Genomic DNA, 14,434 nt, shown 5'->3' on the forward strand with positions numbered 1-14,434 from the left:
GATGCAGGGCTGACTGACAGCTAAAGCGTCAGTCGAATAGATTGTGGTCTTCCCACTCATCTCTGGGGATTTCAGCGCCTAATTCATAGCTGAGTTCATGGGCGTGCAGGTGCTTCGGCCCTGTCTGGCAAAGAAAGCTGATGTGGAACCACTTCTTTCCCTGGCCCCGGATAGACGCTCCCGGAGCGACGATTTCGTTGCCGTCTATTGTCGGGTTCTTAAACGTATAGGCGATCACGCGATCGGCTCGCATGGACGGAACCTGCTGGTTCACCGCATCCATCACGGCGCTGTCGCACACCTGTTCGAGACGTGTTTCAGGATCGAGTTGCTCGAACTGCTGTTGCAGCTTTTGGTCATACGCAAAAACGCTGGTGGGCGCGGCGATCGCCATCGAGACAAGCGACCAGACGAAACTGTTGCGAAGTGTTTGCATTCAACAGACCCACCTTGAATTCCGTGCTTCGGAAAACTGGAGCGGACGCTACTGGAGGGTCACCAATGCCATCAACCCAAGCCCGTTTGGAATGAACCTGCGCCACATGCATACCTTCACGCCAACAAAAAAGGCGGGAGATCACCCCGCCTCTTTTGTAAAAAAGCTTCCGTTGAGGCTTACCGCAGGCGGCCCGAGGCATGGGCCAGCATGGTGTAGACTTTGCCGGTATCAGACGTCAGGTAGGTCTGCGTCATGGTGTTGTCCTTGTCGCTGCGGGCGACGTCCTTCAACAGCCGCTCGAAGTCCTCGCAGTAGCGGTCCACGGCGACGCGGAACTCACCGTCCTGCTGGTATTTGCGACGGATGTCGTCGAACGTCTGCTGACCCTTCAGCGTGTAAAGACGGCGGGTAAAGACATCGCGCTCGCCGCGGCGATAGCGGTCCCACAACTCGATCGAGGCATCGTGATCGATGGCGCGCGCAATATCGACAGACAGCGAGTTGAGCGACTCCACGACCTGCAGCGGCGAGCGCTGGGTCGGGGCAGGACGCGGGGCTTCGGCGACGGCAGCCGGGGCATCCTCGCGAGAGGCGCCCTGCAGAAGGTCGCGAACCCAGCCACCCTGCGGCGCTGCCGTATCGCGACGCTGCGCCGGAGCTTCCGCCGTTACCGTTGTGGCGCGGGCGGGAGCCGCGGGAGCGGCAGGCGGAGCGGCTGGGCGACGCGGTGCCGCCTGCGGAGCCTGGGGCTGCGGAGCGGTCGCCGGAGCAGCAGGACGCGGAGCCTGTGCCGCCGGTGCGGGACGGGCCGGAGCGGCCGGCGCCGGGCGAGCCATCGCACGCGCCTCGGAAACGTCCGAGTTGCGGCCAGACTTGGCGACGATTGCAGACAGTTCCTTCAACGCGTTGATCTGCTCGCTGACGGCGCGACGGATCGCCGTTGAAGATTCCTTTGCTTCCATCGGCAGGTCCAGAACGCCCTTCTTGATCTCGGCGCGTGTCTCTTCCAGCTCGGCACGGATGCCCTGTGCCGCGCGGCGCATGTCCTCGGTCGCCCCGCTGAAGCGCGTGGTGGCCGATTCGATGAGGTCGGCGAAGGCGTTGCGCATCTTCTCGGTCGACTCCAGCGTCCGGCCCTCGGCCTTCTGCATGGCGTTGCCGACAAGGTTCTCGAAGGAGCGCATGACGCGTTCGAGGTCTTCCGACTTCTTGACCAGGCCAACTGCCAGATCTTCAAGCGACGACTGCCGCTCAAGCGTCTGTTCGAGGTTGTTCTGGGCCGAGCTCAGCAGGTCCGATGCGCTGGACAGAAGCTTGCTGTGCGCCTCGAACTTGGTGGCTATACCCGCCACCTCACGCAGCGTGTTGGAAGACAGCTCCGTCAGGCGGTTGGTGTTCTGATCGACCAGACGGGCGCTGCTCGCAAAGGTCTGCGCGGCCTTGTCGGTGCTGGCGGCGAAGGTCTGCGTGCTGTTGGTGAGGCGCTCGTCGACATTGGACAGGTTGGCCGCGGCCGTCTCGATCAGGCCGTTGAGCTGGTTGCTCGACTCGGCGAGCCTTTCGATCAGGCCGTGTACGCCGTCAGCAAGGCTGGAGCGCGCGCCATCTACTGCCGAAAGGGTCTCGGCCGTGCGGTTGGCGAGCGCGTTGACCAAAGCCTGGTTCTCCGCACGCAGCTTTTCGGCCGTCCGCTGGGAGATGCTCTCAACCGCATTGACGGTCTCTGTCGTACGGCTTGCAAGAGTATCGACGAGTTCTTGGCTGCCAAGCTGCAGGCGCTCCGTCGAACGGGCGGTCACGTCCTCGACGGCCTGCAGCGTTTCCGCCGTCCGGTTTGCCAGCGTGCCGACCAGTTCCTGGCTGCCGAGCTGCAGGCGTTCCGTCGAACGGGCGGTGACCTGTTCGACAGCGTGCAGCGTTTCGGCGGTACGGTTTGCCAACGCCTGAACGAGAGACTGCCCTTCGGTCTGGAGACGTTCCGCCGTACGGGCGGTCACATCTTCCAGCGTCTGTGCCAGTTCATTGCCGGTCTGGCCGAAGCGGTCGACGAGCGGACGTGCCGTCTCGTCGAGGATGCGCGTGATCTCGGCGGAACGCTCGGCCAGCATGGCGTTGAGCTCGCGGGTGTTGCTGCCGATTGTGCGCGCGGCTTCGTTCGTGCTCTGACCGATATGCTGGCCAACAGCGGCGAAAGTCTCGGAAATTACGTTCGCGCGCTCGATGAGCTGCTGCTCGGCGTGCGCGACCTGTTCGCCAAGCTTTTCGCCCATGGTGATGGCGCCGGCCGCCAGGCGGTTTTCTGCATCCTCGACATGGGCGTTGACGCGGGCGGCGACAGCCTGTGCGCCAGCCGAGAGGCGTTCATCCGCGATCGTCAGGGTGTCGTCGATGGTCCGGGCACGGGCCTCAAGCTCGGCAGAGGTCTGCTCTACTCGTGCGACGATCCGCTTCTCGGTGTCGGCGAAGGCGCTGACGACACTTTCCGCATGCTCGCCGATCGCCATCGCGCTCTCGCCGATCTTGGCGGCGAGCCTGCGTTCGGCGTCGTCGAAGAGGTTGCTGACCTCGAGTGCGCGGGTCGACAGAACCTGCGTGGTGTCGTCGACGCGGGATGCGACCTGACGGTCGACAGCGGCAAAGACATTGCCAATTTCGACGGCGCGGTTTGAAAGCACGCTTGCGGTTTCCGCGACGCGATCGGAGATGCGCTTGTCGGCTTCCTCGAAGTTGAAGATGATCTCGCCGGCCTTGGTGCCAAGCGTCGCGGCGCTGTCGGCGACTCGATCGGCAAGGCGCTGGTCGGCCTCGTCGAAGATGCGGCCGAGTTCGCCAGCACGCAATTCCAGCTTCTCTGCACCGTCCGCGATGCGCGAAACGAGCTTCTCGTCGGCCTTGTCGAAGATGCGACCGAGTTCCGAGGCGCGGGTGGCCAGCGCATCGGCGGATTCGCTGATACGCATGCCGAGCCGCTGGTCGGCGTCGTCGAAATTGCGCACGATGTCGCCGGCGCGGGCCGCAAGCGAACCAACCGTCTCCATGGCGCGGGCGACGAGCTGCTGGTCGGCCTCGTCGAAGGCGCGCGAAATCTGCTCGGCGCGGCTGGCCATGCGGTTGGCGATCTCGTCGCCATGGGCGACGAGGGCAAGCGACGTGTCCTTGGCTCGCGCCGCCAGCCGCTGGTCGGATTCGTCCAGTACGCGGGCGATTTCCTCGGCGCGGGTCGACACAAGTCCGGCAACTTCCTCGCTGCGGGCGAGCAGCGCGCTCGACGTGGCTTCGGTGCGGGCGGCGATCTTGCTGTCCGCCTCGCTGAACGCCTTGGCAATGTCATCGACCCGGGCGAGGAGAGCGCTCGAGGTCGCATCCGCACGCTCTGCCATCCGCTTGTCGGCCTCTGCAAACGCGTTGCCGGCCTGCTCGTTCAGCGTGTTCGTCACTTCCAGAACCTTGTCGCGCAGGGCGCCGGCCACCGTGACGGCGCTCTTCTCCAGCACGGAGCGGACATTGTCGACGCCGAGATTGAGGGCGCGCTCCATGGTGCCGGTGCGCTCTTCGATGACGCCGGTTTGGCGACGGAAGGCTTCCTCGATCTTCTCCACGTCGGCCGCGACGGCCTGGGAGATATCGACGCGCTTGCCGGCGATGATCTCGATATGGGCAGCGATCGCCGTATCGATTTCGCGGCGCGCCTCGGAAAGCTTGCCGAGATCGGAGTCGAGAGCGACTGCCATCGCGTCGCGTCCTTCAGCCAGTCGCGCGACATGGCCGTTTACCACGTCGTCAAACGCTGCGCGGCCTTCTGCGACCTTCTGCAGGTCGGCCTGCAACGCCTTGGAAAGCGTGTCGCGGCCTTCTGCGATCTTCTGAACCTGAGCGGCGACAAGTCCGTCCACGATGTCGCGGGCGTCGTTCAGTTTCTCGAGGTCAGCCTGCAAGGCGCGGGTAAGGATGTCACGGCCCTGCGCCAGCTTCTCCACCTGGCCGGCAACGAGGCCGTCGATGTTCGAGCGGCTTTCCGCCAGCTTGGCGAGATCGTCTTCCAGCGCCTTGGTCAGGACATCGCGGCCCTCTGCGAATTTCTGTACCTGCCCGGAGATGAAGTTGTCGATCGTAGCGCGGGTGTTGTCGAGCTTTTCCAGATCGGCCTTGAGCGCGTCGGTGAGCACGCTGCGGCCATCCGAAATCTTCTCGACATGGCTTGCGACGAGCGCATCGACCTCGCCCCGGGCTTCGGAGATCTTGTTGAGGTCGACTTCGAGGGCGCGCTTCAGGATGTCGCGTCCTTCGGCCAGTTTCTCCACTTGGCTGGCGACGATCGTGTCGATGTTGGCGCGGCTCTCGGCCAGCTTGGACAGGTCGGTCTCAAGGGCCCTGGTCAAGCCGGCACGGCCTTCGGCGAACTTCTCGACATGCGTTTCGAGCAGCCCGTTGATGCCGGCGATGTCGGCTTCGAGCGCCTGCGCCAGCGTCTCGCGTCCGCGGTCGAGCCGCTTCAGCTGTTCGGCGACCATGTCTTCGACGACCTGGCGGCCTTCCTTCAGCTTGTTGACGTCGCTCTCCAGCACATTGGCGATGGAGTTGCGGCCGTCGGCGAACTTCTGGATCTGGCTTTCGACAAGGTTGTCGATGGCCGACAGGTCGGCCTTGAGGGCGCGCGAGAGGATGTCGCGGCCTTCCGCCAGCTTCTCCACCTGCGCTGCGACGATGCCGTCGATGTTGCCGCGTGTCTCGGCCAGCTTGCCGAGGTCGGCGTCTAGGGCACGGGAGAGGATGTTGCGGCCTTCCGCAAGCTTCGCGACATGGCCGGCAACCATTTCATCAATGGAAATGCGGGTTTGCGCAAGTTTCTGCGAGTCTTCCGAGAGGATCTTCGAAAGGCTGTCGCGGCTCTGCGAGAGCCTTTCGAGCTGGCTGCCGAGCGCGGCGTCGATCGAAGCGCGCTGGTCGTTGATCTTGCGCAGGTCCTCTTCGAGCGCCCGCGACAGCATGTTGCGGCCTTCGGCGAGCTTCTGAACCTGCGAGCCGACGGCGGCGTCGATGGAGGCGCGGCCCTCGGCAAAACGGGCGAGGTCGGACTGCAGGGCGGCGGCCATGCGGTCGCGGCTTTCCGACAGCTTGCGGGTATGGTTCTCGACGGCGTGCTCGATACCCGAGCGCGCTTCGGTGAGACGCTGGATGTCGGCATCGAAGGCGCGCGACACGACGTGGCGCGCATGGTCGAGGCGGCCGGCAAAGTCGGTCGCGCGCGATTCCAGCATCGAGGAGGTCGACTGCACGATGTCGGACATTTCGGCGCCGATGCGCGACTTGCCCTCGTCGATCATGCCGAACAGGGTTTCCTTGCCCTCGATGAAGGTGCTGGCGATTTCCTTGGCGCGCTCGACCAGCGTCTCGTTGATCTGGCGGGCGCGGGCTTCCAAGGCGGCGTTGAGTTTGGCGGTCCCGGTGTCGAGAGCATGGGCGCGCGTTTCGAACTCGCTGATAAGGCCCTGGCCACGCTCGGAAAGCGTGCGCTCGATGCTGTTCAGGCTGGCTTCGAACTCGGAGCTGAGCGTGCGGGCCGCGCCGCCGAGCAGCGACACCATGCCCGACGTGCGGTCGTCCAGAAGGTCGGTTAGCGAGCGGGTGAGGTTGTCGGTGGAGTCGGTCAGCTTGGCGATACGGGTATCGAGCAGGCTGGCGAAGGCCTCGCCCGACGTCGTCAGGCGGTCCGTGATCGAGTCGACGCGCGAATCCATCGAATCGAAGAGGTGCATGCCGCTTTCGTTGATGCGGTCGATCAGTGTGTCGCCTGAATTGGTGATCGTCATCGACAGGTTGGTCGAAGCGTTCAGGATCGAATCGCGGATGATGTCGGAAGCCTGGCCGATCTCGTCGCGTAGCGTCTCGTGGGCGCCGGTGATCGAGGCGCGAACGCGCTCCGCGTGGGTAACGACCGCTTCGCGCTCGCTGCCCAGACCGTCGACCAGCGCCCGGATGCGCGCGGCGTTCTCGGAATAGGAGCGCTCGATCTGGTTGACCTCGGTATGGACGAGCGTTTCCAACTCGACGGCACGCGCCAGCGTGCGCTCAATGCCTTCGCCCATGGCCGCAACTTCGCGGCGGACGGCCTGACCGACCATCATGACGCGGTCCTGCGCCAGGTTTTCCGGCTCGGAGAGGCGGAAGGCGACTTCGGTCATCGACTGCGCGGCCAGCCGCATTTCCTGCGCGCGGCGAACCATCGACGCAAAAGCCCAGATGAGGACGATTGGGAGGAGGGCGCCAACAGCGAACATCATGAATTCGGGGCGGGAAACGGCGGACGTGCCGGACTGCAGCAAGCCGGGGAAGAGGCGATCCGCCACGAGGGCGGCTGCACCGAGCCACAGCACGGACAGGCCGGCGGCGATCCAATAGACAGTGCTCGATGGGCGCTTGTTCAGGCCATTGAACGCTGAGCTGAAGTTCTTCTGGCGGTCGTCGTTGGCCGGAGCAAAGCTCGCCGGCTGATTCGCCGCCGCAGGGCGCTCTACCGGGCGGTCCACGGGCCGATCAAGGTTCCGGTCAACGGGGCGGTCATAGGAACTGTCGACCATGCGGTCCGAGCGGAAGTCGTCAGCCGACGGAGCAGGAGCGGCAGCCTGCCGTCCGCGGCCCTCGCGCACCAGTTCGTCGGCTGCCTGGGAGATCTGGGCTTCCAGATCGTCCATCGAGGCGACGGTGTCTTCCCGGCTGCGCGTTTCTGCGAAATCCAAATCGAGTGCGCTTTCAAGTTCGCGCGAGACATCGTTTTCGATAGTCCTGGTGGGATTCTTCGCCATGACGCCTTTACCCTCTACTCAATGCGAGCGAACGCCATGATCTGGCACAGAAATGTCCGCACGCGAGGCTTTTTATGGACCCGCCGTATCGTAGTGACACAGACTGGTAAAGGAAACATCCAATCCGGGCGATGTGTAAAAGTTTAAACATAAGGTTAACACTGAAGCCGTTTGAGGCGAATTTAAGCCGCAATTTCGCGGTTTCCCCGGTTAACATCTTGTCCACCGGCACCCCGTACTGTCGCTGGACGTCGAATTGCCGGGAGAACAAAGTTGGGTATCTTGCGTCATGGTTACGCGAACGTGGCTTTCGCCATGCCTGGAGGCGAAACGTCTGGAATCCGCCGTTCCCGGCCGATCGATCTGGCGCATCTTTCGACGCAGACGATGGGAGATCGTGACCTTGAGCGCGAAGTGCTCGGCATGTTCGTCGACCAGGCGCAATCCGTGCGGCGACAACTCGCCATTGCCGGCCAAAAGGAGCGGCTCTTCCTTGCGCATACCCTCAAGGGCTCTGCGCGGGGTGTCGGCGCCTTCCCGATCGCCGACTGCGCCGGGGAAATGGAAGAGCGCCCAACCGACAAGCTCGTCGCACGGCGTCTGGAAAAGCTTATCGACGAGGCCTGCGACTTCATCGCCTCCATCGATCGCTAAGGAACCGATGCCGGTTTTGCGAAGGAAGGCGGCGTTCTTCAGCCGCAGTTGACAGGCGTCGCGGAGTCATTATCTCGGGAAGTCGATTTCCCGGGACCGCTTATGACCAAGCTTACCTACATCGCTTTTGACGGCACGCGCTTCGACGTGGACGCCGAAAACGGCTCGACCGTCATGGAAAATGCCATCCGCAACGCCGTGCCAGGCATCGAAGCGGAGTGCGGCGGCGCCTGCGCTTGCGCCACCTGCCATGTCTATGTGGACGAGGCATGGACCGCCGTCGTCGGAGAGCCTGAGCCGATGGAAGAGGACATGCTGGACTTCGCCTATGAGGTCAGGCCGAATTCGCGGCTCTCCTGCCAGATCAGGGTTCGCGACGAACTGGACGGGCTGGTCGTGGGCATTCCCGAGCGCCAGGGCTGACGGGAACTCCGGCCGGGCGGGCGGTTACGCGCCGAAGAGGGCAGGCCGATGAGCGAGGTTACTAGGACGGACGTCCTGATCGTGGGGGCAGGGCCGGTCGCCCTCTTCGCCGTCTTCGAACTCGGCCTCTTCGACCTGAAGTGCCGCCTGATCGACATCCTGGACCGGCCGGGCGGTCAATGCGCCGAGCTCTATCCCGACAAGCCGATCTACGACATTCCCGGGCTGCCCTCGGTCGGCGCACAGGAACTTGTCGACCGGCTGATGCAGCAGATCGCCCCGTTCAAGCCGGAATTCACCTTCAACCGGATGGTTTCGGGGCTGGAGAAGCTGGAAGACGGCTCATTCCGCGTGACCACGGACGAGAACGAGGTGTTCGAAGCCAAGGTTGTGGTGATTGCCGCAGGCGGCGGTTCGTTCCAACCGAAAAGGCCGCCGATACCAGGCATCGAGGCATTCGAGGGCAAGAGCGTCTTCTATTCGGTCCGGCGGATCGAGGATTTCCGCGGCCGGGACGTGCTGATCGTAGGCGGAGGCGATTCCGCGCTCGACTGGACGCTGAACCTGCAGCCAATCGCCAGAAGCGTCACGCTGGTCCATCGCCGCGCGGAGTTCCGTGCTTCGCCGGACAGCGTCAACCGGATGTTCGCCCTGCAGGAGACGAAGAAGCTCGAATTCCAGATCGGTCAGGTGTCCGCCCTGAACGGCAGCGATGGCGCATTGGAGCAGGCTACCGTCCGGGGGCCGGACGGCGACATCGAGGTCGCCTGCACGCGCATGCTGCCGTTTTTCGGCCTGACCATGAAGCTCGGGCCGCTCGCCGACTGGGGCCTGAACCTGCATGAGAACATGATCCCGGTCGACACCGAGAAGTTCGAGACCTCCGTTCCCGGCATCTTCGCGATCGGCGACATCTGCTGGTATCCCGGCAAGCTGAAGCTGATCCTGTCCGGCTTTCACGAGGCCGCGCTGATGACGCAGGCGGCCAAGCGGATCGTCAGCCCGGCGGAACGCGTCGTGTTCCAGTACACGACGTCATCGACCAGCCTGCAGAAGAAGCTGGGCGTGGACTGAGACCGATTACAGGCAGCCCGCAATCTGTTCAGCCTTGTATCTGGCCGGATTCGATCAGCTTGGCACGCTGGCGCATCAGTTTCAGCAGGCGCTTTTCGAAATTGGCAGCCTCGGCCTGGTCGAACTTCGCCTGCGCCTTGTCGTGCTTTTTCAGAAGTGCATCGGCTGTCGCTTCTGCCTTCGCAGCGACGGTCTTGCAGTCCTTGGAGCGGAGCCGCGTCAATTGCCTTTCCAGCCTGCGCGCATAGTCCTGCGCGATGCTGACGTGCTGGTCTTCGTGTCGCTTGATGTCGCTCGAAAGCGTATCCCACACCAGCCGGACGTCCTGATCCGCTCCGTTGCGCTGTCGCCACCTCGGCAGGATCACCTTGGCCTTGACGGTGACGGTGGCCTCGGTGACGCGGCAGGAGCCGTTCTTCTCCATATATCCAAGGCGTGTGTTGAATTGCATGCGCGTCGCGCCGGGGTGCCGCTGCCCGGTCGTTTTCACCTTCGGGCCGCGTTTGTTCAGCTCCCTTTCCAGTTCGTCCAGCGTTTTCCCGCCCACCGAAAAGTAGCTGTAGGTCTTGTTCACGTTTTCAGCCGAAGCAGGCGCGACCAGAGATGCGACGAGCAGGGCGGCAAGCATTATGCGGATCATGGAGAGGTCCTGTTTGGGCCGGACCTTGCGATACGGCGCAGCGACCTGCAACGGAAATCGACTGCCCTGACGACATCGTGTCATAGGCTGGTGAACGGAAATCCATTGATTTGCCATTGATTTCGCGGGACGCCGGCTGCAATGGCATCGGCCACACACGCACTTTCCGCGGAACGATGACGCAGACGACGAAACACAAGCGCTGGCACCTGGCGCACGGACGCCATCTCGATCTCGGCCCGAAAGCCGTGGTGATGGGCGTGCTGAACGTGACGCCCGACAGCTTTTCGGACGGCGGCAAGTTTGAGGCCGTCGAGAGCGCAGTGGAGCAGGCCGGGCGGATGGTTTCCGAAGGCGCTGATATTGTCGATGTCGGCGGAGAATCGACCCGACCCGGCGCGGAAAGCGTGACGGCGCTGGAGGAACAGCGCCGCGTCCTGCCGGTCATCGAAGCGCTGGCAGCCGAAGGCGCCTGCCTCGTATCTGTCGACACCTACCGCGAGGAAACAGCGCGGCTGGCTGTGAAGGCGGGAGCGCATATCGTCAACGACGTCTGGGGCCTGCAGCGCGAACGCGGCATCGCGAAGGTGGCGGCGGAAGCCGGCGCGGGGCTGGTCATCATGCACACCGGCCGCGACCGCGAAAAACTATCCGACATCATCGCCGACGAGCTGATTTTCCTCAGCCGCTCGCTGGAGATCGCCGAAGCTGCCGGGATCGATCGCAGCCATATCGTGCTCGATCCCGGTTTCGGCTTTGCCAAGGATGCGAACGAGAATCTCGACCTGATGGCGCGGTTTTCGGAATTGCATGCTTTTGCCCTGCCGCTTCTCGTCGGAACATCGCGCAAGCGCTTTATTGGCCATCTCACGGGGAGGGAGCCGGATGAGCGCGACGCGGGAACAGCCGCGACAAGCGTCATCCTTAGGCTCAAGGGGGCCGACCTCTTTCGCGTCCACAATGTCGCAATGAACGTGGACGCGCTCGCCTTCGCGGATGCTATGCTCGCGCGGCAGGAACCGGAAGAGCGGTAATGTACCAGATACGAATGAAGAACTGCGCCTTCTTTGCGCGCCACGGCGTCTTCGACGAGGAAGAAATGCTTGGCCAGCGCTTCTATGTCGATGCGGCGCTGACGGTCGATCCGGGCCGGGCGCTTGAAGACGATTCCATCGAGAACACCGTCGACTATGGCGTTGCCTTTCAGGTCATCGAGAAGATCATCACCGGGCAGCGTCGTTTCCTGATTGAGGCGCTGGCGCTAGAAGTGGGCAAGGCTTTGACGGCGCGCTATCCGCAGATTGCTCGCGCGGAGGTTACAGTACGCAAGCCAAACGCGCCGGTGCCGGGCGTGCTTGATTATGTCGAGGTGACCGTTGCCTTCCCGCAATAGCGAGACCGTCTACCTCAGCCTCGGCGGCAATCTTGGCGAGCCGGACAAGGCGATGGGCGCTGCGCTGCGCATGCTCGACGCCGACCCGCAGACGGAGGTCGTCGCTGTATCGTCGCTCTATCGCACGCCGCCGTGGGGAAAGCTCGACCAGCCCGATTTCCTCAACATCGCTGCCGAGCTGAAAACGTCGCTTTCGCCGCGCGGCCTGCTCGACCTCTGCCTGGAGGCCGAGCGCAGGCTGAAGCGTGTCCGGCAGGAGCGCTGGGGGCCCCGGCTGATCGACATCGACATTCTGGTCTTCGGCGACCAGGTCGTTGACGAAGACGGCCTCGAAATCCCGCATCCGCGCATGCTGGAGCGCGCCTTTGTGCTGGCTCCGCTCGCCGAGATCGCGCCGGACTTTCGTATGAAGGGCAGGACGCTCGCCGATTGGGTTGGCGAAATCGATACGGCCGGCATCATCCGCCAGCCGTCCGGCCGCGACTGGTGGAAGGGCTGACTCGTCAGCCCGCGAAGCCGCCGGCGTCGAGGAAAGCCTGTTCCTCCAGCGTGGTCTCGCGTCCAAGCGCCTTGTTACGGTGCGGAAAGCGGCCGAACTTCTCGATGATGTCGCGATGGACGATCGCGTATTTCAGGTACTCGTCGCCGTGTGGGGCAAAGAGTTCTACCGACAGGTTTTGATCGGCGATGTCTTCGGAGTGCTCGAAGGGCAACAGGAAGAAGATCTGCAATTCCCTGGCGACCTTTTCCACATGACCCGCCGCGAGGGCAGCTCGGGCAAGATGGCGCGCTAACGGATCGGTGGCAAACATGTGGCCGGTGTTGCGGAAGCAGTTGCGCGGAAACTGGTCGAGCAGGATCATCAGCGCGAGCGCGCCTTCGGGAAGCTCCATCCAGCTGTCGAGTTCGCGAGCGGCTGCGGCGTAGTGCAGATCGAGGAAGCGATCGTGGAACCGCGCGTCGAAATGAGCGTCCTTGGTGAACCAGGCATCATAGCCTGCGTCGCGCCAGAATTTGACGACCTCCGCTGCGCGTGGATCGAGTTCAGTCATCAGGTTTCCTTCCTAGTCTCTTCGTATCGCCTTGCTTCCCAACGCATCCGCGGCGCCTTCGTTCATCGCCTGTCCAGCACGCCTTGGCGTTGCCAGCGGCGTCGGCGTCGGCTCGGGGATGTTGCCCTTCATCAGGCTGCGGCCGGCCTGGATGCCGCCCGCGATCTGGAGTTCCAGCCGTTCGGCGTCCCGTCGGCGGACATCCTCAATGACGGCGGCGACTTCTTCATCGCTCGCGCCGAGCTTGCCGATCGTCTCGCCGCCGAAGATGAGCGCGGATTCAAACGTTTCCCGGATCTGGTAGCCGACGCCGGCATCCATCAGGCCGATCGCCGCCCCGCGATCGTAGGCGCGCGCCAGCACGGGCACGAGCGGAAACTCTTCACGCATGTTCTCGGCGATGCGGATCGCCGCCTCGGCCTTGTCGACGCAGATGAGCACCGCGCGGGCGCGTCCTGCTCCGGCCGCGTGCAGGATGTCGAGCCGCGTGCCGTCGCCGTAATAGACCTTGAAACCGAAGTCGGCGGCCGCCTGGATCATCTCGACATCATTGTCGATGATGGATACGTCGATGCCGCGCAGCAGCAGCGGCTGGCTGGCGATCTGGCCGAACCGGCCGAAGCCGATGATCAGCACGCTGCCGTTCAGGCCGTCCGCAACCTCTACGCCGTCCAGCGTCTGCTCCTCCTTTGGCATGAACGTCCTCAGCAGAATGATGGCGAACGGCGTCAGCACCATCGAGACGATGATGATGGCGGTAAGAATCGCATTCGCCTCGCCGTCGATGATCCCGACGGCCGTCGCGGCGGCGTAGAGCACGAAGGCGAATTCGCCGCCCTGCGCCATGATGACGGCGCGCTCCGTTGCGTCGGCATGGCTTGAGCGCAGGAAGCGCGCGACGGCGTAGATACCGACAGCCTTCATGACCATGTAGGCGATGACGTAGATTACCACTGTCTGCCAGTTGGACGCGATGACCGACAGGTCGAGCGACATGCCGACAGCCATGAAGAAGAGGCCGAGCAGGATGCCGCGGAAGGGTTCCACGTCGGCTTCGAGCTGATGTCGGAAGGTCGATTCGGAGAGCAAGACGCCGGCGAGGAAGGCGCCCATCGCCATGGAAAGCCCGCTCGACTGCATCACCAGCGCCGAACCGAGCACGACAAGCAGGGCGGCGGCGGTCATCACCTCGCGCGCGCCGGAGGAGGCCAAAATGCGGAAGAGCGGGTTGAGCAAATAGCGCCCGGCGACGATCAGCGCGGCGATCGCGGCCAGCCCGACGGCGACATCAGTCAGTCGCTGCGACAGGGTCATTTCTTCGCCGCCCGGTGCAAGGAAGGCGACGAGCGCCAGCAGCGGAACGATCGCCAGATCTTCCAGCAGGAGGATGGAGATCATCTGCTGGCCTCGGGGCGACGAAACCTCGCCGCGCTCCTCCAGCACCTGCATCACAACCGCCGTCGACGTCAGGACGAAGCCCGCGCCCGCAACGAACGAAACGGACCATGGGAACCCGCCGATGACGCCGACCAGCGTCAGCAGGAAGGCGCAGAAGCCGACCTGCAGTGCCCCGAGGCCGAAAATCTCCTTGCGCAGCCCCCATAGCCTGGACGGCTGCATCTCCAGACCAATGATGAAGAGAAACATGACGACGCCGAGCTCGGCGACATGCAGGATCGCCTCGGGCTCGGAGAAGATGGCGAGGCCGAACGGGCCGATGACGAGGCCGGCGGCAAGATAGCCGAGGATGGAGCCCAGTCCGGCACGCCGGAAGATCGGCACCGCGACGACGCCTGCCGTCAGCAGTGCCACAACCTGTACGAGTTCGGTGCCCGAAGCCTCTGTCGCCATCCGTCATCCCGATGCGCTGAACGCCGACGCACGGGTGCGGCCGGCCTAGGAAGCGCTCAAGATAGGTTGTGTGCGGGCAATCGAACAGCCCGTTTACGACAAGGC

11 protein-coding genes are annotated in these 14,434 nt (G+C 63.7%); 6 read left to right on the plus strand and 5 right to left on the minus strand.

Annotated features, from left to right (window positions below; translation table 11 throughout):
* Positions 1-28: 28 nt before the first annotated feature.
* Both ABMA32_RS18855 and ABMA32_RS18860 read right to left on the minus strand, forming a co-directional pair.
* Positions 29-436: a DUF930 domain-containing protein gene (locus ABMA32_RS18855; RefSeq protein WP_349015323.1), complete on the minus strand. Its 408-nt coding sequence runs from the start codon at positions 434-436 to the stop codon at positions 29-31.
* A gap of 179 nt (positions 437-615) precedes the next feature.
* A complete protein-coding gene (locus tag ABMA32_RS18860; RefSeq protein ID WP_349015324.1) occupies positions 616-7,242 on the minus strand; it encodes a kinesin in 6,627 nt (2,208 codons plus the stop codon).
* A gap of 273 nt (positions 7,243-7,515) precedes the next feature.
* Here ABMA32_RS18860 and ABMA32_RS18865 point away from each other — a divergent pair, with 273 nt between their 5' ends.
* From ABMA32_RS18865 to ABMA32_RS18875, 3 genes are all read left to right on the plus strand, one after another.
* A complete protein-coding gene (locus tag ABMA32_RS18865) occupies positions 7,516-7,896 on the plus strand; it encodes an Hpt domain-containing protein (RefSeq protein WP_349015325.1) in 381 nt (126 codons plus the stop codon).
* A gap of 102 nt (positions 7,897-7,998) precedes the next feature.
* Complete coding sequence (locus ABMA32_RS18870; RefSeq protein WP_349015326.1) at positions 7,999-8,319, plus strand: 2Fe-2S iron-sulfur cluster-binding protein; 321 nt, start codon at positions 7,999-8,001, stop codon at positions 8,317-8,319.
* Between the two features lie 48 nt (positions 8,320-8,367).
* On the plus strand, positions 8,368-9,393 hold the full coding sequence (locus tag ABMA32_RS18875) for an NAD(P)/FAD-dependent oxidoreductase (RefSeq protein ID WP_349015327.1): 1,026 nt from the start codon (positions 8,368-8,370) through the stop codon (positions 9,391-9,393).
* A gap of 28 nt (positions 9,394-9,421) precedes the next feature.
* Here ABMA32_RS18875 and ABMA32_RS18880 read toward each other — a convergent pair whose 3' ends face one another.
* Positions 9,422-10,033 carry a DUF922 domain-containing Zn-dependent protease gene (locus ABMA32_RS18880; RefSeq protein ID WP_349015328.1) on the minus strand — a complete coding sequence of 204 codons (612 nt, stop codon included), beginning with the start codon at positions 10,031-10,033 and terminating at the stop codon, positions 9,422-9,424.
* A gap of 176 nt (positions 10,034-10,209) precedes the next feature.
* Between ABMA32_RS18880 and folP the strand changes: the two genes are divergently transcribed.
* Genes folP through folK form a run of 3 tightly spaced genes read left to right on the plus strand, consistent with a single transcriptional unit; the run spans position 10,210 to position 11,925 of the window.
* Complete coding sequence (gene folP / locus ABMA32_RS18885) at positions 10,210-11,067, plus strand: dihydropteroate synthase (protein WP_349015329.1); 858 nt, start codon at positions 10,210-10,212, stop codon at positions 11,065-11,067.
* Positions 11,067-11,426, plus strand: coding sequence for a dihydroneopterin aldolase (gene folB / locus ABMA32_RS18890; protein ID WP_349015330.1), 360 nt, complete (start codon positions 11,067-11,069; stop codon positions 11,424-11,426). The genes folP and folB overlap by 1 nt, the downstream gene beginning before the upstream one ends.
* Positions 11,410-11,925, plus strand: coding sequence for a 2-amino-4-hydroxy-6-hydroxymethyldihydropteridine diphosphokinase (gene folK / locus ABMA32_RS18895; protein WP_349015331.1), 516 nt, complete (start codon positions 11,410-11,412; stop codon positions 11,923-11,925). Before folB ends, folK begins: the two co-directional genes overlap by 17 nt.
* A 4-nt stretch (positions 11,926-11,929) precedes the next feature.
* Here the strand turns inward: folK and ABMA32_RS18900 are convergent, their stop codons facing one another.
* Positions 11,930-12,478, minus strand: coding sequence for a DUF924 family protein (locus tag ABMA32_RS18900; protein WP_349015332.1), 549 nt, complete (start codon positions 12,476-12,478; stop codon positions 11,930-11,932).
* Positions 12,479-12,490: 12 nt separating this feature from the next.
* On the minus strand, positions 12,491-14,329 hold the full coding sequence (locus ABMA32_RS18905) for a monovalent cation:proton antiporter-2 (CPA2) family protein (RefSeq protein WP_349015333.1): 1,839 nt from the start codon (positions 14,327-14,329) through the stop codon (positions 12,491-12,493).
* Between the last annotated feature and the right edge of the window lie 105 nt (positions 14,330-14,434).

Source organism: Mesorhizobium quangtriensis (assembly GCF_040081925.1).
GTDB classification, from domain to species: Bacteria; Pseudomonadota; Alphaproteobacteria; order Rhizobiales; family Rhizobiaceae; genus Mesorhizobium_K; species Mesorhizobium_K quangtriensis.